The sequence below is a fragment of the Megasphaera sueciensis genome, assembly GCF_050219315.1.
GTDB lineage: Bacteria > Bacillota > Negativicutes > Veillonellales > Megasphaeraceae > Megasphaera_A > Megasphaera_A sueciensis.
The window spans coordinates 2213355-2233427 of the sequence record NZ_CP116939.1 but is presented as its reverse complement, the minus strand read 5'-3'; the positions used below and the strand labels follow the sequence as shown (position 1 = coordinate 2233427).

Below are 20073 nucleotides of genomic sequence, written 5' to 3'. Positions count from 1 at the left end.
TTTTTTGCCGTATACTTATCTACAATCTACAAAAAAAGGGGATGGTCACACTTATGATTATCGAATATGCAAAAAAAGTAATGTCCGGGCAGGATATCACACCCCAAGAAGGGAATGAACTTATCTCTGTTACTGATGAGGACACTCCGTTGTTGCTGGCTATGGCCGACAAAATCCGCCAACATTTTGCAAATAATGAAGTAGACTGTTGTGCCATCATTAATGGACGTTCGGGAAAATGTTCTGAGAATTGCCGTTTTTGTGCTCAATCCATTCATTACGATACGGGTGCCGCAACCCACAAATTACTTGATTCCGATATAATTATCAACGCTGCAAGAAAAGCAAAAGACTTGGGAGCTGCCCGCTTCTCTATAGTTACCAGCGGACGTTCTATTTCAGAAGGAGAAGAATTCAACCAAATTCTCACAACACTGCAGCATATCAAAAACAATGTAAAAATAGAAACCTGCTGCTCTCTAGGTCTTATCAATCTTACACAAGCCAAAGCACTAAAAACAGTCGGCATTTCCCGATACCATGCCAATATTGAAACCGCACCTTCATATTTTCCCCAAATTTGTACCACTCACACCTTTACAGATAAAGTATCCGTCATTCATATTGCACAAAAGGCAGGGCTTCGACTTTGTTCAGGAGGAATATTCGGATTAGGTGAAACACGCAGTCAGCGTATAGAAATGGCTTTTACGTTGAAGTCCCTCGGCATTGATTCTATACCTTTAAATATTCTGAACCCTATCATAGGAACCCCTTTTGAAAACAATAAACATCTTGATCCCTGGGAAATTCTCCGAGCTTTTGCTGTATTCCGATTCATTCTGCCTTATGCCCTCATCCGCACCGCCGGCGGACGCGAAATAAACCTCCGATCCATGCAGGCTTATGCCTTAACCGGGGGTTTAAACGGGTTGATGATTGGCGATTATCTGACAACAAAGGGACGCACTATTAGTGAAGACCAACAAATGCTGCGTGATTTAAACCGCCGTACTGCGGCCCCGCATTTATGAAGAAACACACATAGCCGCAGCAACCGCCGCTCCAATAACAGGTCCATCTTTAACAATAAGAGGCTTAACCGGTATCGGACGAGTCCAGCCTGAATCATCGACAGCTAAGCAGGCACGCATTGCATCTTGGACCATTATAATACTACCCGTGACATTTGCTATTACACTGCCTTCAATAGCAAGCGTCTGTTCTGGAATCTCCCCACTCGGATAAAGATATCGCAAAACACCGCTGCATGCAGCGCCCGTTAACTGAGCTGAGCGAATAAAAATACTAACAGCCATCTCCTTCAGCCGTTCTATATCCCGCTGAATAATAATGCGATGCCATAACCGCCCCATCATAAACCGCAGCTGCTGTACATCCGCGACGTGCAGCAACGCATTCATTTCCTCTGTCGTACATGCCGGAATGTCCGCGATGTCAAAATAAGTCATCACTGTCCGTCGAAAAACTTCACAAAGATAGCGTCCCGCTACCATTTTTTCCAAGCAATGATCTCCCGGTTTTTCCGATGCTTTGTCTACTTCCTTATCCCATTTTAATTGTCTTCCGCCATTATAATTCCCTGCTTCTATATTATAAATATGGGTTGCTGCCGCATCATAAAAACAAATATTAAAACCAGTTCCACAGATAGCCGCTACCTTGGATGCTCCGCCGCGATAAGAAGATGCCAAAAGAGCCGCCGTCGTATCATTAATCAAAGCTGCCGGAATGATATCCGTCAATCCTTTCCGCACCAATGCCTGCTGCAATAACTTATTAATATAGCGGCCTTTCATATGAGGTACTTTGATCTCTTTAGACCATGCCAGAAGCCGGGCATCTCGGATGTGATCCTGGCAAACGGCAAAAGAAAAACTATGCCCCAGCACATATGTACAATTTGGCAGAGCCACCGTCGCTACACAATCAGCAATAAAATCAAATAAGGTCTCCCTATCTGTATCAGGACTGGTAAAATCATATTGTCCTATACTCTTCAAAGGCCGTGCTACTTGCTTTTCTATAATATAACACCGTTTTCCTATTAATCGCACACGAGAAGCTCGAATATTTGTGCCGCCCCAATCCAACGCCAAGTAGACTCCCTTTTCATATCCCGACGGTAAGCCGATGCACGCATCCAATTTGGAAAGAGAAGAAGGTCGTCCATTCATCGCATCCTGCAGAGAATGACAAAATTGATCCGAAAATATTTTCAATTGTTCATCATGCCAATAAAATTGTTTTGAAATATGCGTGTATTCTTCACTCATAACGGATACCTCCAATATGTATATTGTACCATATTCATAAAACGTACGAAATAAATTTTTCCACTATTACTAGTTGACTTTTCAGCAAAAAAGGCTATACTTTTTTTAGAGTGCTAACTATAAAAGCCGCACGAAGGGGTACACCACCTAGGGTGTAATTCTTCGTGCGGCTTTTATTTTTTTAGAAAGGAGGTCCATATTATGCTTACCATCAATGGGAAAAAAGTTGCTGCTGACGGTATCACGTTAAACAACTATCTAACACAAGAGGGCTATCGAAAGGAACGAGTCGCAGTTGAACTTAACGGTTCCATCATACCGCGCAGTGCCTATGCTCAAACGCGCCTCATCGATAACGACAAAATAGAAATCGTGCAATTTGTTGGCGGCGGCTGACCCATCATCTAAAAGACAGTTGTACCTTATAAAAAACAAGGAGTGGTTATAATGGAAACAAACGATACATTCGTATTAGGCGGTCATGAATTTTCATCTCGTTTTATTTTAGGTTCAGGTAAGTATAATGTAGATTTAATTAAAGCGGCTGTCGAACAAGCTGGTGCAGAAATCATTACGATGGCCTTGCGGCGTGTCGAAGCCGGTCAAAAAGATAACATTCTCGATTACATTCCTAAAAAAATAACACTGCTGCCAAATACGTCTAGTGCCCGTACTGCCGAAGAATCAATTCGCATTGCCCATCTTTCCCGAGAACTTGGTTGCGGAGATTTTATCAAAATCGAGGTTATGCGTGACACAAAATACCTGCTCCCCGACAATGCCGAAACCATCAAGGCAACAGAGCAGCTTGCCAAAGAAGGATTCATCGTATTGCCTTACATGTACCCGGATTTATATGCGGCTCGTTCTCTCCGTGATGCCGGTGCTGCCGCAATTATGCCCCTTGCTTCGCCGATTGGCACAAATAAGGGACTTTCTACTCGTGATTTCATTCAAATTCTCATTGATGAAATAGATTTGCCAATCATTATCGATGCAGGTATCGGCCGTCCTTCCCAAGCCTGCGAAGCCATGGAAATGGGCGCTTCGGCAATTATGGCCAACACCGCGCTTGCCACAGCTGGTAATATACCGCTTATGGCAAAAGCATTCCGCCAGGCTATCGAAGCAGGCCGAGCAGCTTATCTATCTGGACTTGGCAGGGTTCGTGAAACGGCATCTGCATCAGATCCGCTTACAGGCTTTTTAGGAGATTAAGGGGTGTTATAATGGAAGAAAAACGTATCGATCACATGAAATATTTACCGGATATGGAAATTATCGACTCTACTATGCTGGAAGATGTACTGCAATATCACGATGCATTTCGCAATGAAGACTTTACCTCGAAAAATGTAAAAAAAGCTCTTGCCAAAACCCATTTGGAACCTCAGGATTTTATGGCCCTTCTTTCTACGGCAGCTTTGCCTTTTCTGGAGGAAATAGCTCAAAAGGCACACACCGTAACGCGTCGTCATTTTGGTAACTCCATTAACTTATTTACACCTATCTATTTTGCGAATTATTGTGAAAATTACTGTATTTACTGCGGTTTCAATTCTCATAACAAAATTCAGCGTGCTAAGTTATCTGATGTTGAACTTCGTCAAGAATGCACAAATATTGCTAAAACCGGATTGGAAGAAGTGCTTATGTTAACCGGTGAAAGCCGTCATATGTCCGATGTAGCGTATATCGGTAATGCCATTAAAATTGCCAGGGAATATTTCCGTATTGTAGGTGTGGAAATTTATCCGGTAAATGTAGATGAATACAAATATTTACACGAATGCGGCGCAGACTATGTCACAGTATTTCAAGAAACGTATAATTCTGACAAATACGAAACACTTCATCTCGCCGGTCACAAACGTATTTTTCCTTATCGTTTTTATTCTCAGGAAAGAGCTATTTTAGGCGGCATGAGAGGGGTTGGTTTCGCAGCACTCTTAGGACTTGATGATTATCAAAAAGATGCCGTTGCTACCGGTATGCATGCCTGGCTTATACAAAAAAAATATCCTCATGCAGAAATCTCGTTGTCATGTCCGCGCCTTCGCCCTATTATTAATAATGATAAAATAAATCCAAAAGACGTACATGAAAAGCAGTTGGTCCAGATAATTTGTGCCTATCGTTTATTTATGCCATACGCCAGCATCGTTGTTTCCAGCAGAGAAAGTCCTTATTTCCGCAACAATATTATCAAAATCGCTGCTACAAAAATATCTGCCGGAGTATGTACTGGTATAGGCGGCCATATAATAGAAGATGAACAAAAAGGCGATGAACAGTTTGAAATCAGCGACACCCGCTCTTTCGACGAAATTTATGCTGCTGTTAAATCAGAACATCTCCAGCCTGTGACCAGTGAATACATTTATTTATAAGCAGGGTATGTCATGACAAAAAAAATAAATATAAACGGACAGACACAAACAACAGAATTTCTGTTTCTCCAAGACTTGCACCATCATTGCTTTCCTTCGGCAGATCTATCAATTTTAAACGGGTATGCCACTACTGAAAACTTACCGTTGCAAACAGGTGATGACATTTATTTTATCGAAAAAAACAAATTGCCATCCCGTGCATCATTAGAAGCAATGATGTGTTCCCGTCATACTCCTCATGTTCACGAGAAAGTAAAGCAAGGAAAAGTTGCCATTGCCGGACTTGGCGGTCTCGGTTCTCATGCTGCTATTTTTTTAGCACGTACCGGGGTAGGCTCACTGCATCTTGTAGACTTTGATACTGTCGATGTCAGCAATTTAAATCGACAAGCTTATCGGATCAACGATTTAGGTAAACAAAAAACGGCTGCCCTAGCTGCGCAGATTGCAGAAATAAACCCATTTATTCATGTACATACAAACTGTGTCAAAGTGACCAGCGAAAATGCCGCTTCTCTTTTTGCAGATGATTGCATCATCTGTGAAGCCTTTGATAATCCTGCTGCCAAAGCGATGCTTATTAATACAATAGTAACACAGTGTCCCAAAAAATATATTGTATCTGCCTCTGGTATGGCAGGTTACGGAAACAGTAACGATATTCAAACACGAAAAATCACAGACCACTTTTATCTTTGTGGTGACGGCACCCAAGGTGCCATACCCGGGCGGGGTCTTATGGCCCCCCGGGTCGCTATTTGTTCCGCCCACGAAGCTAACCTGATTGTAAAACTTCTGGTAGATATTTTACCAGATGCCGCACGTTAGTCTATACATTGACTCACCTATGATATTAAGGTATAGTATTATATATAAAATAAACTTGCAATGAACAGGTGATATAACGTGCAAAATATACTTGCTATAACAAACCGCACATTAGCTCCCAACAACTATTGGGAACAATTAGAAAAAATAGCCGCATCGGATGTAAACACCTTGATTCTGAGAGAAAAAACACTAAGTGAAGAGGATTACATGACATATGCCCGGCAAGCATTGCAAATCTGCAATGCTCACGGAAAGACGTGCATTCTCCATCACTTTGGGAAAACAGCTATTCAGCTTCATGTTCCACGATTTCAATGTTCCTTGTCCTATCTACGGATTCATTCTTCTATTTGTTATTTTATGACTACCTTAGGCGTTTCTGTGCATACGGCAAAAGAAGCAAGAGAAGCAGAAGAACTGGGGGCTACCTACATCATGGCCAGCCACATATTTGAGACAAATTGCAAGCCTGATTCCCCTGCCATCGGAGTCAGCGAACTAAAAAATATTTGTAATGCTGTTTCCATTCCGGTATATGCCTTAGGCGGGATTACTGAAAAAAATATTGCTGCACTGAACGCTCTTCCTATTTCAGGTATAGCGCTTATGTCCAGCTTAATGACTTGCTCCGATATACCGGCATATTTAAAACAGCTGGACAATAACTAACTACTTGTATAGCCATTCTAAAAAGGAGCCTTCGTATGAAGCAAGCTTATATTATAATAGACATGCAGAATGATTTTATTACAGGTACGCTGGGATCGACCTCGGCACAACGTATTGTTCCCCGCATCGAAGAGGAAATTATCAAAGTAAAGAAAAATGCAGCCGATACGACAGAACTCATTTTCACACAAGATACACACGATGAACGGTATTTGGACACACAAGAAGGAAAAAATCTCCCCATACAACACTGTCAAAAGGATAGTCATGGTTGGAATATTTGCCGCGATCTTCTACCTTATACACTGGATGCTGTTGTTTTAGAAAAATCCACATTTGGATGCACTGCACTCATAGAAGCGGCAGCGCCTTATGATACACTGGTCCTTATGGGGCTTTGTACAGATATTTGCATCATTTCCAATGCACTGCTGCTTAAAGCTTTTTATCCCGAAAAAAACATTATAGTGTACAGCAGCTGCTGTGCCGGAAGTACGGAAGAAGCACATCAAACGGCGCTAACTGCCATGCAGGCCTGTCAAATCCACATAATACGATAAATAAATCACTCTGTACAAACATAAAAACCCAGAATAGGTTGTACCCCCATATGCTATTTTTTTGATTAACTATATAGGGGTACTTCAATATTACTGGCTTTTTAGTACTGTATAATAAAAAATCCACAAGCATAAACCAAACCAACATTACGTCAACGCTATGTCCATCTTCTATGCATATAACTCATATTATCATATCATTTTGTGAAATAATATTGTATTTTATTTCACAAAATGATATGATAACTTATGTTTATAAAAGTTCTTATACCGAGAAAGGGATGTAAAAACATGAAAAATAAATCTTTAGTATTAACGGCTATGCTAGCAACATGTATTACTTCTTTTGCCTTTGCAGCCCCACAGACACAATGGGACAAAGGAGAAACTCAAATTGATTTAGGTGTTTGGAATGCGAAAGCTGAATCCGGCGGTTCTACGGGCAGTAAGTGGAATGTAAACGGCGGTGCAACCTACGGCTTAACCAACCAATGGGCCGTACAATATGAATACACCGGTTTAAAAACAAAGCATGACAGTACTACCGGAAATTCGCAGGAAATAAATGCCGTATATTCTCTTAACAAAAATGTTGCCGTGTATGGCGGTTGGAACCGCATTAAAAATTCGTTTAATAATACCGGAATTAATGAAGGTGTCAGCAATTATAACTGCACAAATAACGTACTGCAATTAGGTGTTATTGCAAAAAAATCTATTGGAAATAATTTTGATGTGTACGCTAAAGGCGCTTTGGGAACAAAAAAGACTTCCTTGTGGGAAGCCGGCATCAATTATGCTGTATCTAAAAATCTGGACGTCAACGCGGGATATCGGTATGTCAATACGGAAATTAATGACGATATCAATCTTACCTATAAAGGTGCTATCATCGGTGCCTCCTATCGCTTAGGGAGCGGCAAATAAAGTTTAATAGTAATACGAATACGATTCTTATGCGTTACAAAAGGACAATGTCTAAATTGTCTTTTTGTAACGCGTTTTTTATAATAAATTAACTTAAAAAACGATTTTTATCCAATAAAAATAAAGATAATTTGTATCTATTACGCTATTTTTTTGTTTTATTTAAATACAAAATATATTCATCTCCCCATATTTTAAGGACCGACAAAACACTTTTAAATTTCTCTCCTACTTCACTTAACCGATATTCTACTCGGGGAGGTTCTGTCCGAATAATTAATCCTTCTTTTTCCAGTGTTTTTAATTGACGTGACAACGTTGTGTGTGTTATTTCTTCAAGCATTCGTCTTTGAAGTTCATTAAAACGAATCGCTCCCTCCTGATAGAAGATATAAAATATACATAGACCACTTTCCAGTTAATACCTTTTGCGCAGTTACATAAGGGCAACGCCCAAACAATTCCTTCTTTTCCACACGCGTTTCTTTCCGATACCGGTATCAATAAATATCGTACTTGTGATATTTATTCTGTGCGTTATAATTATACTTGTTAAATAACAACAAATACAACGGTATCTATGGAAGGAGATTTTAAAATGAATGGAATAATGGAATATCTAAAATCTTGTGGAACATTTTATCTTGCAACCAGTGATGCCGGACAAGCTCATGTTAGACCATTTGGAGCGGTATGTACAAAAGAACATGGATTCGAGTCGAAGGCAATGTCAAAGAAGACTTACGCCGAGAAGCTAGAGCCGCTATGATGAATGCCAACAAGGCAGTATTAAGCAGTATGTAAACCGTTGATGATAATTTAATGACTGTGTTTTATTTTGAACAGGGCATAGCTGCTATTTATTCTTGCACAACAAATCCTAAAATAATTGAATTCTAATGTATGATTGCAAATAAAGAAACCCACCGCATATGCAATGCCCTCATAAAGTTAACCCTTCAACTGATTTCTTAGAACTTGATAAACTCTTATAAGATACTGTCACGAAATGATAGACAGTCAATATTACATCTAAAATAGAGTGATGCCCATGAACGATACAACAAATATAACCTTTTTATATTTAATCGTACTTGTAACACTTTTGCAACAAAAAAAGTAAACCGCCCACCCTAGGCAAATAAACGGTTTGCTTAAAATTTGACTTATTGGGAACTGACCGTTTATCGGGCAGTCCCTTTTGCACCTTGTACAGAAATTGCAATCAGCTATTATCACAACCGCGGAATCAAAGAGTTGAGGAGATAGTAATTGTTGCATACCAGGAAGAAAATCGATAAAAGTTATACTGGTTAAATGAAGACAAAAAAAGAAACCTTACCATAAGTGGTGGCAAAGTTTCAAAATAAAAGTAAAAACAATCCTTTGGTGGGATTAGGGAGACTCGAACTCTCGACCTCCACGATGTGAGCGTGGCGCTCTAACCGGCTGAGCTATAATCCCAAGTGTACTTCTCCATTATAACAAGCTGAAAAAAAATTGCAAGCTTCATTTGGTAACGTATGCCAAATGATTTTAAATAACAGTATATATACTTTATTTATATAGTTTTAATTATTGACATATGTCATAAATAATCATATAATAATGCCATACCTTAGAAGGGAGGTTTTTCCTATGCCACGTCCTCAACGTTGCCGCCGTGTTTGTTCTATGCCAAGATCAGGAGAATTTGCTCCTGCTGGAATAGATTGTCCAAATACTGTAGATACCGTAATCATGAGTATTGATGAATATGAGGTAATCCGTTTGATTGACTTGGTCGGATTAACGCAAGAACAATGTGCTTTGCAAATTAATGTTGCACGAACAACTGTTACCGGTATCTATGACGTTGCCCGCCGTAAAATTGCCGATGCCCTCGTCCATGGAAAACGCCTGCTTATCGAAGGCGGTAATATTGAACTATGTAAACAAGCCGGCAAATGCTGCAATTCCTGCCATTGCCGTTCTACACAACACATATAAAAAGGAGATTGATAAAATGAGTGAAGAATGTAATCATGAATGTTCCAGCTGCGGCAGCTCTTGTGACAGTCGTACAAAACCAGAAAGCTTGCAAGTCGCTCCACATATGGGTACTCACGTAAAACACGTTATTGGTATTGTTAGTGGTAAAGGCGGTGTTGGTAAATCTCTGGTCACCGCCCTATTAGCTGTACAAATGCAACGCAAAGGCTATAAAACAGCGATTTTAGATGCTGATATTACAGGCCCGTCGATACCTAAAATTTTCGGTATGACCGAAAAAGCTACCGGCGATGAACACGGAATCTTCCCAGTAAATACAAAAAAGGGCATTGAAGTCATGTCCATCAACCTTTTATTAGAAGATACTTCTTCGCCCGTTGTATGGCGTGGTCCTGTCATTGCCGGCGCCGTAAAACAATTTTGGACAGATATTGTTTGGGGCGACATCGACTACATGTTTGTAGACATGCCGCCGGGAACGGGTGATGTTCCATTGACCGTTTTCCAATCACTTCCTGTCGATGGTATCTTTGTGGTTACCTCTCCCCAGGAACTTGTTTCCATGATAGTAGAAAAAGCCCTCAAAATGTCAGAAATGATGCATATTCCCGTATTAGGTCTTATTGAAAACATGAGTTATTTTGAATGTCCCGATTGTCATACACAGCATGAAATTTTTGGTGCCAGTCATGTTGCAGAAACTGCCGAAAAGTATCAAATTCCTCATTTCATGAAATTACCAATCGATCCGGAATTTGCAGCTCATTGCGACGCTGGTGACATAGAAAGTTTTAACAAAAATTATTTAGAAGGAACGGCTACATATTTAGAATCTGTTTTTTGATAGTATAGGAGGTATTATATGAAAATAGCTGTTACTTATGAAAATGGCTCTGTATTCCAACATTTCGGTCATACGGAACAATTTAAGATTTATACGATAGAAAATAATGTTATTACTGCCAGCCAAATACTGGGAACCGATGGTGCCGGTCATGAATCATTAGCTGCCTGGTTAAAACAAACCGGTGTAACCACGCTTATTTGCGGCGGTATTGGCGGCGGTGCTCAACAAGCTCTCACAGCTGCTGGCATTATTTGGTATGGCGGCGTTACGGGTTCTGCCGACGACGCAGTAAACGCACTGTTAAAAGGTTCGTTATCGTATGATCCGAATGCTCGCTGCAGTCATCACAATCACGACAAACAGGATAACCACCCTCATCACTGCGGTCATCATCAATAGAAGCACATAAAGAAAGCTATATCCCAAATTGGGTATAGCTTTCTTTATATGCTTCTATTTTTTTTGTACCGCAAAAACATGATCAATCAAATAATTAATTTTTTCAGGATCATGGAATAACACCGCCACCAACGAGCCATCAATTTTACCATGCTGCGCCATTCCCTGCATTATTTGTCGTACCGCATCCTGCTCCATCGTGGCATGATATGGACGTTTCTCCGTAAGTGCCGTAAAAATGTCCGCCACCGCAACAATACGGGATCCTAAAGACAATGACTCTCCCTTGATTCGGAACGGATAGCCTTTTCCATCTAATGTTTCATGATGATACGCCGCCCACACTGCAACATCTTGAAGGCCTTCAATGTTATGAAGAATATGATACGTATAATAGGGGTGCTGCTTAACAATATAAAACTCTGAACTAGTCAATCTATCGGGCTTTTCCAAAATAGTGCGGGAAACCGCTAATTTTCCTATATCATGGAGCAATCCCGCAATGCGCATCAACTTTACTTCATCCGCGCAAAACCCTTTTTGACTTGCCAAGTATTCAGAAATAACCGCAACCCTGCGGGAATGACTGCCGGTAAACGGATCATTCCAATCAACAACAGTTGCCAATATTTCCGCTATATCCATGACATCCTTTAGTGAATAACAAATATCTCCATATCGGCCAACCCGCTTAAAAAATTCAGGAAACGCATAGGCGTTGACCAAATCAAGCCAAAATCCTTCTGGTTGAGCTATCTGAAGAAATACATCAACCAACTCCGGTTGAAAGTATGTCCCGCTTTCTTCACGTATACTTTCCAGAATATCCGGGACCTGATCAAAAATAAATCGTTGCGAATCAATCTGTATAGCCACATTATCAGAAAGACAAACAATCCGGCTTAGTAGCGGAATTTGTTCTCCTGCCAATCCAGATACATTATTCCCATCCCAACGATCATGATGATATCGAACATACGGAGCCATATCATGAAATGCTGCAGAGTTTTTCAGCAGCTTATATCCCGCATACGCATGCGTATATAAATCCGCGCTTTTTACAACTTGAAGTCCTGCTACTTTTTTCCAGCTGGCAGCCGCTCCAATATCATGAATAAGGGAAACATGTACCAGCATTTGTCTCTCTTCACGTGTTAACTCCATTTTATCTGCCATATGATCCGCTATCATGGCAACTCTCCATTGGTGACTGGATAATCCGCCTGCTGATAATTCTAAGGCTAATGATATACTTTGCAGTAATTGAATAGGGCTAATAAAGAAATCCATAATAACCTCCTTTATGAACCAGTGATGCTTATTTTCTATATCAAGGACACCGACATATTATTTTATATAATGATAGTCTGCATTTTTTCTGTAAGTGCCTGCAGCCTCCACGAGCGGGAAACGGGAGAAGTCAATTCTCGCCGCACCAGTTTCCGCATACCGCTTTTGTCTGATTCTTCATACGGCACATGATATATAACCACATTTGGCACATGAAGATAGGACAGCCATTGTTTTCCACGGGCGTCCATGTAAGATAGTGGATTGATAAACGCAGCTTTTAACGTTGTATCTTTTAACAATTGTACCACATTTTTTACCGAATATGTCCAATCCGTATCTGCCATAAAAAGATAACTATACCCTGATGATATAATAATAACTCCATAATGCCGCGCATTATACTGCGGTCCTCCCATATGGATTGTTTTAAAAAATATAATCCAGCTGTCTTCAGAAAGCCTATCATAGTATATTTCTTCATCACGTTCTCCTATAGAAAAAATTCTGGCCCCCGATCTGCCGGGTACTACAACACCTACATCTTCATATTGATTGGGTGGTTCCGTTACCTTAGGAATATATACATTTTGCACAGTATTATGCATAAGATAAGTATTAACATAAGCAGCATTAAAATGATCTTCATGCCGATGAGTAAATACCAATGTTCGAATATGCCGGAACATAGATGCAGTTCCCTCCGCCGCTGCATCCATCTCATGCAGCGGCTCACTGAAAAATTCATTTTTCCCGTATAACCCGTCAATTACTATAGATAATCCCGTATCCCTCAGCCATACCCCGGCATTGCCTATAAGTGTAACTTTCATTATTTTTCCCGCCTTTTATTATTATATATATAATTGATATTAATTTATTTGTCATTATACGCTAATTTCATTTCTACAATCCGCAGTACCTTTTTATCTATCTTATCCCGAGACAATTCTCCGCTGCGATAGGCTTTCAGCAGTCCTTTATAGACTTCTTGTTCATGCTCATAATCATGACAAACTAAAATAATATCTGCACCAGCTTTAATTGCCATAACTCCCATTTGAGAAAAAGTATAGTGCTTAGACATCGCCCCCATTTCCATATCATCCGTTAAAATAAGTCCTTTATATTTATACTGATTACGTAATATATCAGTCATGATTTTTTCTGATACACATGCCGGATATTGCATATCCAATGCCGGAAAAGTCATATTAGAAACCATGACAAACATATTTTTATTATCCATATGCTGTATCAAATCTCTGAAGGGTTTTAAATCCTCCTGCTCTAATTGTTCCCGTTCAGCATCTACACTGCCCCCGTCCATATGAGGATCTATTTCTGCCTTGCCGATACCGGGAAAATGTTTAAGAACGCATAAAATACCTGTTTCTTTGTACCCCGTACAAGCTTGTTCTGCATAAGTCAAGACCACGTCCGGATTCTCACTATAAGATCGCCCATGAGATAATCCTAAATCCACAACAGGAGAAAAATTGACATTTATACCCAATTGTTTTAATTCTTTACCCGTGGTCTCTGCCCATACTTTCGTCTCTAAAAGTTTTCTTTGACCTAATTCTTGTTCACTAGGAACCTCCGGAAAATGGCTGCGCATCCGCAGTACAGCCCCACCTTCTTGATCAAGAGCAATAAATGGAAAAATCCCACTATTTATACCGATTTTTTCTTGTAAATCTGCTGTAAGTTTTTTTACCTGATTTTGATTTTGCATATTTCGGTCAAATAAAATAACATTACCAAATTTATATTTAGCCAATGCATGGTCTGTTTTTATATCTACCACCGGACCAGTAATACCGATCATCATAAGCTGCCCTATTTTTTGAGTATCACTCATATGTGACACTATCTGCGCTGCTTGTTCATTTATCGTATGATGCTGCACTGATGACTGCGCTTCATTTTGTACTTCCTGTTTACAGCCGCTGAAACAGACCGTCATGCTTATCAACACTATACTTGCAATAACTTTATTTATTTTCATATATACATCCCCTCCCGCCAGATACGATTATATACTTTACATTATACTAAATTTTTTCTTTTCGGCAAAAAAGGGCCGCGCAGAAATGCGACCCTTTACGGGGAAACATATTTATTTATTTTCTTTGCCTACTTTAACATTCATTTTTTCTTCAAAATACTTGACCATCGCTGCCTGGTCTTCATTGATATGTCCATTATCATTCATCCAGTCCATCACCATAAGCACAACATCCGTCATTGGTAAATCAATATCCAGATGATGAGCATAATGCTTTGCATTAATGATATCTTTGCGATGAACTGCAATCCGCGCGCCTGGTTCATAATCACGGGCAAGCATTTTAGGAACTTTATTTTCATAGGCTGGTCCGCCGGCAAATCCATACCTTGTTGCTTCAAACGTTGTCTGCAAATCAATACCCGCTTTAGCAGCAAATGCATAGCCTTCAGCAACAGCAACCATATAGGCTCCGGCAATCGTATTATTGACCAGTTTCGTAACATCTCCGCTGCCTGTTCCTCCCGTATACACAGGAATTCCCATACATTGTAAAAGAGGTTCTACCCGATCATAAATATCTTTATCTCCTCCTGTCATAATTGCCAGCGTACCATCAATCGCCTTCGGATTTCCCCCGCTTACAGGAGAATCCAACAGTGACATTCCCGCAGCTTTAACCTTTTGGTACATATCAATAATAATATTCGGTGCTGTCGAAGATAAATCAATGATAATGTTGCCCGGTTTGCCATATGCAATCGCTTTTTCAATAGAATTGATAATAATAGGATGTGTTGGCAGCATCTGCATGATTACATCACAATTTTTGTAAATCTCTGTCTGATCACTGATAGCATGTCCGCCCGCTGCTTCTAATTCATCCAGTCTTTCTTGGACAACATCAAATCCATACAATTCACAACCTGATTTTTTAATCACATTTTTTGCCATGGGAAGACCCATGACACCTAATCCTAAAAAACCAATTTTCATTTTGAACAACTCCTTTTTCCTCTTATAATAATATAAATAAAAAACTATGATCTTATGTGCTTTCCCTGCCACATCAGTGGCTTATACCATTGAATGAACTTTTGATGTATTGGCACAACACCTGCACAATGAACAAATTTTCCCGTTATAACAGACATACGCGCTCGAGTTTATCCAGCATATTTCTCATATGAAAACTGTACTCTTAAATTATAGTTCCAATCACAGGAACTCCCTTTCGATCATCTCTAAAAATCTAACGGTTGTAAATCACCCCTTCTTCAACACTATTTACAATCAATTACTTTCCATAAATAATTTATCGGCAATTATTATGATAAATTTTCATCTCTATTATACTATTTTGTAAAAAATACTTCTGTATAATCTATTACAATGTCATTATTTTATGTTATAATTTCATCAAGAACATCCGTGTAATATTATCCATGGAAGGGAAGGTACCAACATGTCTACCAATGATTTATTCCAGCCAAATCTGCTGTGTATTCCCGAAATATTCAAAGAATACGGTCAAAAAAAGACTTTTCAATCTGGAGAAATTTTATTTATGAAAAATGATCCTGCTGATTATTTATATTATATTATTGACGGCCGCCTGCGCGCATTCCTTCCTTATCCAGATGGCAGTGAACGTACATTATGCTATTTCTCCAATAATAACTTAGCCGGCGAAGAAATATTTGCAACGCCGTCTATCCGTATCGTTTGTGCAGGTGCTATGACAAAACTAAATACCTATCGGTTAGATGCCAAGATATTGCTTCGGGCATGTATGAATGATGATGAAAGCATGCACGAATTATTATCTTTTTTTATGAAAAAAATAACATTGCTGCATAGTTGGATTTTCTATGCTCAATTTATAAAAAATGAAGAAAAAATAGCATGTCTCTTGTATTCTATAACCGATGAAAATGATGATAAAGTAAATTTAACACATGAACAAATTGCTGCTGTGACCGGCATGAGCAGAGTAACAACAACCCGGGTCATGAACAATTTAGTGGAAAAAGATATGCTCATTCAAGAATATAAGCATATTCGAATATTGGACCGCCAAAAATTACGGGAAATATTTGAAGGAAAAGAGTTTTACTAACCTTCCTAGATTATCATTGAATTTTTAATGACAACTTCTTTTTTAGATATAACGAACGCCTCCAAATAAAATGGGAGGCGTTCGTTATATCTTGTACTCTTATACGGTATATAGAAGACTATATCTCAGCTACTACATCTCGCTAAATACCGTCTTTCCGTTAATAACAGTATATTGTATGTTACCATTTTCATCAAAAATTGTAACATCAGCATTCTTACCTGCTTCCAGCGATCCCATATGATCATAGACCCCTAGATCTTTAGCCGGATTAATGGTGACCATGGCAATCGTATCTGGTAAAGAAGCACCTGTATTACTTAAAAAATTCATCACAGCTTTATCCATAGTCAACACACTGCCAGCCAATGCTCCATCTGCCAAACGTGCCTGTCCCTTTTCAACAAATACATCCTGTCCCCCGAGCTCCGACTTCCCATCACCTAAAAGACAAGCTCTCATGGAATCTGTAATAAGAATAATTCCATCACGTCCCTTCACTTTGTATACAAGTTTCTGCATTGCCGGGTGTACATGGAGATTATCGCAAATGAGTTCACAACGAATTTTATCTTCTGTAAAGGCCGCTCCGATAATTCCAGGCGCACGGTGATGCATTGCCGGCATAGCATTGAATAGATGCGTTATATGACAAGCAGCAGTATGTCTCATAACAGACAGAACGTCCTCATAAGAAGCGGCACTGTGCCCGATAGATACCAAGATATTATTTTTTTCACATTTGTCTAAAAATTGATGATTGGAACACATTTCCGGTGCCAAGGTAATAATTTTAATACATTCTCTATACCCTTCCAGCCATGAAAAATCAGGCGCTGCGATATTTTTTCCATCCTGCGCACCTTTATACTCAGCATTAATAAACGGCCCTTCCATATGCGCTCCTAAAATATGTGCTCCTTGGATTTTCCCCTGTGAATGTTTAATACGCGTTAAAATCCGTTCGACCCGCGGCCGATCATAGGTCATTGTAGTAGGAACAAATGCCGTAACACCTGTCCGCGGTAATAATTCGCTTATCGTTTCCAAGGCTTCATCTGTATCATCCATTACATCATAACCGCCGCAGCCATGCACATGTTCATTGATAAATCCTGCCGATACAAATCCTCCCTGTGCATTTATAATATCTGTACAATGACCGGCATGCCATTCATTCCTCGGTATGATTCCTTTTATTTTTTCATCATACAAGAGTACCTGACCTGTTGCCAGTTCATGCGGCAAAATAATAATTCCATTAATAATCGCCTTCATATTCTTTCATCTCCACTGCTATGTATATTTCTTTTAGTATATCATAGAATATCAATATTTTTCCTTGGATGCAGTCTCCTTATAAAATTTATCACTATTTATATTTTGCTTTCCCCGTAGTTTTAGCATTATAATAAAGTATATTATAGTATTCAGAAAGGGTCTTCGTATGATCGAATTAGAAAAACTCCATACAGAAAAATCAAACCCTGCTAGTGAACAAATTGATACTGTCTCAACACTAGAAATGACACGTATCATAAATAATGAAGATAAAAAAGTTGCTCAGGCAATTGAATGCATTCTTCCTCAGATAGCCGCGGCTATTGATCTTACCGCTCCTGCACTTCGCGCAGGAGGCCGTCTGTTCTACATAGGCGCCGGGACTTCCGGACGCTTGGGGATCTTGGATGCCGTAGAATGCCCGCCTACTTATGGAACAGACCCACAAACAATACAAGGTTTGATCGCCGGCGGATACAATGCCATGTTTCGAGCGAAAGAAGGTTCCGAAGATGCAAAAGAGTTGGGCGAATCTGATTTAAAAGCCAAAAATCTAACGAACCGCGATGTTGTCATCGGCCTATCCGCCTCCGGCAGAACCCCGTATGTATTAGGGGGATTAGCCTATGCCTCTTCTATCGGCGCTGTGACAATTTCTATTGATTGTTCCCCGGACTCAAGTATCTCTCATTATGCACAAATTGATTTATGCGCACTCGTCGGACCTGAAGTAATAACTGGATCCACCCGCATGAAGGCCGGCACGGCGCAAAAAATGATCCTCAATATGCTTTCAACCGGAATCATGATCAAATTAGGAAAGGTATATGGCAACCTGATGGTAGATGTCAAATCTTCTAATGAAAAATTAAAAGAACGAGCCCTGCGTATTGTCATGAAAGCTGCCGGCTGCAACCGTGAAACAGCGATTGCAGCACTATCGAAAACCAACAATAATACGAAGGAAGCAATTATTGCGGCCGCGCTGGATATCTCTAAACAAGAGGCTTCCTCCTTATTAACAGCTTGCAACGGGTATGTTTATCTGGCTTTACAAAAGAAAAAGAGGTTGCATCATGACTAATAAAGAATTAGCACAAGCCATTTTTTCTATTACCGGCCCTGCAAATAATATTATCCGTGTTCAAAACTGTATGACACGGCTGCGGTTACATGTACAAGAAGAACATTTTGTCAAAGAAGATTTTCTTAATCTCCCCGGCGTTATCGGCGTCAACAAAATAAATGATGAATGGCAAATCATTTTAGGTCCGGGAAAAGCCACGAATGTTACCACCGAATTCAAAAATTTATTAGAACCAGTCGATACCACAGGAGAGCAAGAAAACACACTTTTCCAGCTGGCACAAAATGCCCAAGTCGGCGACGGTAAAGCTCTCCATGATACAATTCGACAGAAAAATGCAACTCCCGGAAAGTTAATACTAAAAAAAATATCTAATATTTTTATTCCTATTATTCCCGCTTTTATCGCTTGCGGCTTAATTACAGGACTGTTAAATATCTGTATAAAATTAAATCCTTTATTAGCTGCACTGCCAATAATACAAATTTTAGAAATTGCCGGCAATGCCGCCTTTTGGGGCCTAAACTTGTTCGTCGGCATTAGTGCTGCCAAAGAATTTGGCGGTTCTCCCATGCTAGGCGGTGTTATGGCCGCCATTATCACCCATCCAAGTTTAACCCATATCAGTGTGTTCGGCAGCTTTCTTGTGCCGGGAAGAGGCGGTATTATCGCCGTCTTACTCGTCGTACTTTTTGCTTCTGTTTTAGAAAAACACCTTCATAAAATTATCCCCGAAATGTTCGACCTCTTTCTAACCCCCCTTATCGTCGTACTTATTTCCACTTTCATCGCCTTATTTATCTGTCAGCCTATCGGGGGGTATCTTTCAGAAATAATTGGCTTTGCCGCTACAGAATCCATCGGCAGAGGGGGTGCCCTAACTGGTTTTATTTTAGGCGGAACTTTTTTACCAATGGTTATGCTTGGTATTCATCAAGGATTAACTCCTATTCATGCAGAATTGTTATCTCGCTATGGGGTAACGATTCTCTTGCCCATCTTGGCCATGTCTGGCGGCGGTCAGGTAGGTGCCGCTATTGCCGTATATATCAAAACAAAAAATCATCGTTTAAAAAAGACGATTATTTCTTCCCTTCCAGTGGGTCTCATGGGTATTGGTGAACCGCTCATTTATGGAGTAACACTACCTTTAGGAAAACCTTTTATTGGTGCTTGTATCGGCGGTGCTTGCGGCGGAGCTATTCAGGCTGCCTATATGGTAGGTTCGGCAACATTGGGAATTTCCGGCTTACCCCTAGCTGCTGCTGCAGATAATATCCCTATCTATTTATTAGGCTTAGTCACAGCGTATATTACCGGTTTCATCGCCACATGGATCATTGGCTTTGATGATCTTCAAAATAGATAGG

At 39.9% G+C, this 20073-nt stretch carries 21 protein-coding genes and 1 tRNA gene; 14 read left to right on the top strand and 8 right to left on the bottom strand.

Features of this window, described 5'->3' with window-relative positions; all coding sequences use genetic code 11:
* The first annotated feature begins 53 nt into the window (after positions 1–53).
* On the top strand, positions 54–1034 hold the full coding sequence (bioB, locus tag NXG62_RS10655) for a biotin synthase BioB (protein ID WP_427112386.1): 981 nt from the start codon (positions 54–56) through the stop codon (positions 1032–1034).
* Here bioB and NXG62_RS10650 read toward each other — a convergent pair.
* Complete coding sequence (locus NXG62_RS10650) at positions 1029–2297, bottom strand: hexokinase (RefSeq protein WP_427112385.1); 1269 nt, start codon at positions 2295–2297, stop codon at positions 1029–1031. The two genes, bioB and NXG62_RS10650, sit on opposite strands and share 6 nt — an antisense overlap.
* 201 nt (positions 2298–2498) lie before the next feature.
* Here NXG62_RS10650 and thiS point away from each other — a divergent pair, with 201 nt between their 5' ends.
* From thiS to NXG62_RS10615, 7 genes are all read left to right on the top strand, one after another.
* Positions 2499–2693: a sulfur carrier protein ThiS gene (gene thiS, locus NXG62_RS10645; protein ID WP_322351593.1), complete on the top strand. Its 195-nt coding sequence runs from the start codon at positions 2499–2501 to the stop codon at positions 2691–2693.
* Between the two features lie 51 nt (positions 2694–2744).
* Positions 2745–3515, top strand: coding sequence for a thiazole synthase (locus NXG62_RS10640; RefSeq protein ID WP_427112384.1), 771 nt, complete (start codon positions 2745–2747; stop codon positions 3513–3515).
* 11 nt (positions 3516–3526) lie between these two features.
* Complete coding sequence (gene thiH / locus NXG62_RS10635) at positions 3527–4687, top strand: 2-iminoacetate synthase ThiH (RefSeq protein ID WP_427112383.1); 1161 nt, start codon at positions 3527–3529, stop codon at positions 4685–4687.
* A gap of 12 nt (positions 4688–4699) precedes the next feature.
* Positions 4700–5518 (top strand): sulfur carrier protein ThiS adenylyltransferase ThiF, encoded by an 819-nt coding sequence (gene thiF, locus NXG62_RS10630; protein WP_427112382.1) that lies wholly within the window; start codon positions 4700–4702, stop codon positions 5516–5518.
* 78 nt (positions 5519–5596) lie between these two features.
* Positions 5597–6190 (top strand): thiamine phosphate synthase, encoded by a 594-nt coding sequence (locus NXG62_RS10625; protein ID WP_322351632.1) that lies wholly within the window; start codon positions 5597–5599, stop codon positions 6188–6190.
* Positions 6191–6225: 35 nt separating this feature from the next.
* Entirely contained in the window at positions 6226–6750 is a 525-nt protein-coding gene (locus tag NXG62_RS10620; RefSeq protein WP_427112381.1) for a cysteine hydrolase family protein, read from the top strand.
* A gap of 291 nt (positions 6751–7041) precedes the next feature.
* Positions 7042–7677 (top strand): outer membrane beta-barrel protein, encoded by a 636-nt coding sequence (locus NXG62_RS10615; RefSeq protein ID WP_322351633.1) that lies wholly within the window; start codon positions 7042–7044, stop codon positions 7675–7677.
* Between the two features lie 145 nt (positions 7678–7822).
* On the opposite strand, the gene NXG62_RS10610 is transcribed toward NXG62_RS10615, so the two are convergent.
* Together NXG62_RS10610 and NXG62_RS10605 are read right to left on the bottom strand one after the other, a co-directional pair.
* Complete coding sequence (locus tag NXG62_RS10610; RefSeq protein WP_427112380.1) at positions 7823–8020, bottom strand: winged helix-turn-helix transcriptional regulator; 198 nt, start codon at positions 8018–8020, stop codon at positions 7823–7825.
* A gap of 1044 nt (positions 8021–9064) precedes the next feature.
* Positions 9065–9141 (bottom strand) — tRNA-Val (locus NXG62_RS10605).
* Positions 9142–9315: 174 nt separating this feature from the next.
* On the opposite strand from NXG62_RS10605, the gene NXG62_RS10600 reads away from it, so the two are divergent.
* The 3 genes from NXG62_RS10600 to NXG62_RS10590 are packed head-to-tail and all read left to right on the top strand — an operon-like array spanning position 9316 to position 10915.
* Complete coding sequence (locus tag NXG62_RS10600) at positions 9316–9666, top strand: DUF134 domain-containing protein (RefSeq protein ID WP_427112379.1); 351 nt, start codon at positions 9316–9318, stop codon at positions 9664–9666.
* Between the two features lie 16 nt (positions 9667–9682).
* Complete coding sequence (locus NXG62_RS10595; RefSeq protein WP_427112378.1) at positions 9683–10513, top strand: P-loop NTPase; 831 nt, start codon at positions 9683–9685, stop codon at positions 10511–10513.
* Between the two features lie 18 nt (positions 10514–10531).
* A complete protein-coding gene (locus NXG62_RS10590) occupies positions 10532–10915 on the top strand; it encodes a NifB/NifX family molybdenum-iron cluster-binding protein (protein ID WP_427112377.1) in 384 nt (127 codons plus the stop codon).
* A 54-nt stretch (positions 10916–10969) separates the two neighbouring features.
* On the opposite strand, the gene NXG62_RS10585 is transcribed toward NXG62_RS10590, so the two are convergent.
* The 4 genes from NXG62_RS10585 to NXG62_RS10570 form a co-directional block, all read right to left on the bottom strand.
* Positions 10970–12205 carry an HD-GYP domain-containing protein gene (locus NXG62_RS10585; protein WP_427112376.1) on the bottom strand — a complete coding sequence of 412 codons (1236 nt, stop codon included), beginning with the start codon at positions 12203–12205 and terminating at the stop codon, positions 10970–10972.
* 62 nt (positions 12206–12267) lie between these two features.
* Positions 12268–13038: a hypothetical protein gene (locus NXG62_RS10580; RefSeq protein ID WP_427112375.1), complete on the bottom strand. Its 771-nt coding sequence runs from the start codon at positions 13036–13038 to the stop codon at positions 12268–12270.
* A 44-nt stretch (positions 13039–13082) separates the two neighbouring features.
* On the bottom strand, positions 13083–14216 hold the full coding sequence (locus NXG62_RS10575) for a glycoside hydrolase family 3 protein (RefSeq protein WP_427112374.1): 1134 nt from the start codon (positions 14214–14216) through the stop codon (positions 13083–13085).
* Between the two features lie 111 nt (positions 14217–14327).
* Positions 14328–15284: an NAD(P)-dependent oxidoreductase gene (locus tag NXG62_RS10570; protein ID WP_427112373.1), complete on the bottom strand. Its 957-nt coding sequence runs from the start codon at positions 15282–15284 to the stop codon at positions 14328–14330.
* Between the two features lie 397 nt (positions 15285–15681).
* Between NXG62_RS10570 and NXG62_RS10565 the strand changes: the two genes are divergently transcribed.
* Complete coding sequence (locus tag NXG62_RS10565; protein WP_427112372.1) at positions 15682–16335, top strand: Crp/Fnr family transcriptional regulator; 654 nt, start codon at positions 15682–15684, stop codon at positions 16333–16335.
* A 132-nt stretch (positions 16336–16467) separates the two neighbouring features.
* Here NXG62_RS10565 and nagA read toward each other — a convergent pair whose 3' ends face one another.
* Positions 16468–17613: an N-acetylglucosamine-6-phosphate deacetylase gene (gene nagA / locus NXG62_RS10560; protein WP_427112371.1), complete on the bottom strand. Its 1146-nt coding sequence runs from the start codon at positions 17611–17613 to the stop codon at positions 16468–16470.
* 169 nt (positions 17614–17782) lie between these two features.
* On the opposite strand from nagA, the gene murQ reads away from it, so the two are divergent.
* Together murQ and NXG62_RS10550 are read left to right on the top strand one after the other, a co-directional pair.
* Positions 17783–18700 (top strand): N-acetylmuramic acid 6-phosphate etherase, encoded by a 918-nt coding sequence (gene murQ / locus NXG62_RS10555; protein WP_322351571.1) that lies wholly within the window; start codon positions 17783–17785, stop codon positions 18698–18700.
* Positions 18693–20072, top strand: a complete 1380-nt coding sequence (locus NXG62_RS10550) for a PTS transporter subunit EIIC (RefSeq protein ID WP_427112370.1) — start codon at positions 18693–18695, stop codon at positions 20070–20072. Before murQ ends, NXG62_RS10550 begins: the two co-directional genes overlap by 8 nt.
* The last annotated feature ends 1 nt before the right edge of the window (position 20073 follow it).

Bases quoted from the DNA above. Each gene is read 5' to 3' on its own strand.
- murQ (WP_322351571.1), top strand. From the start codon at position 17,783: ATGATCGAATTAGAAAAACTCCATACAGAAAAATCAAACCCTGCTAGT.
- thiF (WP_427112382.1), top strand. From the start codon at position 4,700: ATGACAAAAAAAATAAATATAAACGGACAGACACAAACAACAGAATTT.
- NXG62_RS10585 (WP_427112376.1), bottom strand. From the start codon at position 12,205: ATGGATTTCTTTATTAGCCCTATTCAATTACTGCAAAGTATATCATTA.
- NXG62_RS10620 (WP_427112381.1), top strand. From the start codon at position 6,226: ATGAAGCAAGCTTATATTATAATAGACATGCAGAATGATTTTATTACA.
- NXG62_RS10575 (WP_427112374.1), bottom strand. From the start codon at position 14,216: ATGAAAATAAATAAAGTTATTGCAAGTATAGTGTTGATAAGCATGACG.
- bioB (WP_427112386.1), top strand. From the start codon at position 54: ATGATTATCGAATATGCAAAAAAAGTAATGTCCGGGCAGGATATCACA.
- NXG62_RS10600 (WP_427112379.1), top strand. From the start codon at position 9,316: ATGCCACGTCCTCAACGTTGCCGCCGTGTTTGTTCTATGCCAAGATCA.
- NXG62_RS10565 (WP_427112372.1), top strand. From the start codon at position 15,682: ATGTCTACCAATGATTTATTCCAGCCAAATCTGCTGTGTATTCCCGAA.
- NXG62_RS10595 (WP_427112378.1), top strand. From the start codon at position 9,683: ATGAGTGAAGAATGTAATCATGAATGTTCCAGCTGCGGCAGCTCTTGT.
- thiS (WP_322351593.1), top strand. From the start codon at position 2,499: ATGCTTACCATCAATGGGAAAAAAGTTGCTGCTGACGGTATCACGTTA.
- NXG62_RS10550 (WP_427112370.1), top strand. From the start codon at position 18,693: ATGACTAATAAAGAATTAGCACAAGCCATTTTTTCTATTACCGGCCCT.
- NXG62_RS10590 (WP_427112377.1), top strand. From the start codon at position 10,532: ATGAAAATAGCTGTTACTTATGAAAATGGCTCTGTATTCCAACATTTC.
- NXG62_RS10580 (WP_427112375.1), bottom strand. From the start codon at position 13,038: ATGAAAGTTACACTTATAGGCAATGCCGGGGTATGGCTGAGGGATACG.
- thiH (WP_427112383.1), top strand. From the start codon at position 3,527: ATGGAAGAAAAACGTATCGATCACATGAAATATTTACCGGATATGGAA.
- nagA (WP_427112371.1), bottom strand. From the start codon at position 17,613: ATGAAGGCGATTATTAATGGAATTATTATTTTGCCGCATGAACTGGCA.
- NXG62_RS10650 (WP_427112385.1), bottom strand. From the start codon at position 2,297: ATGAGTGAAGAATACACGCATATTTCAAAACAATTTTATTGGCATGAT.
- NXG62_RS10640 (WP_427112384.1), top strand. From the start codon at position 2,745: ATGGAAACAAACGATACATTCGTATTAGGCGGTCATGAATTTTCATCT.
- NXG62_RS10615 (WP_322351633.1), top strand. From the start codon at position 7,042: ATGAAAAATAAATCTTTAGTATTAACGGCTATGCTAGCAACATGTATT.
- NXG62_RS10610 (WP_427112380.1), bottom strand. From the start codon at position 8,020: ATGCTTGAAGAAATAACACACACAACGTTGTCACGTCAATTAAAAACA.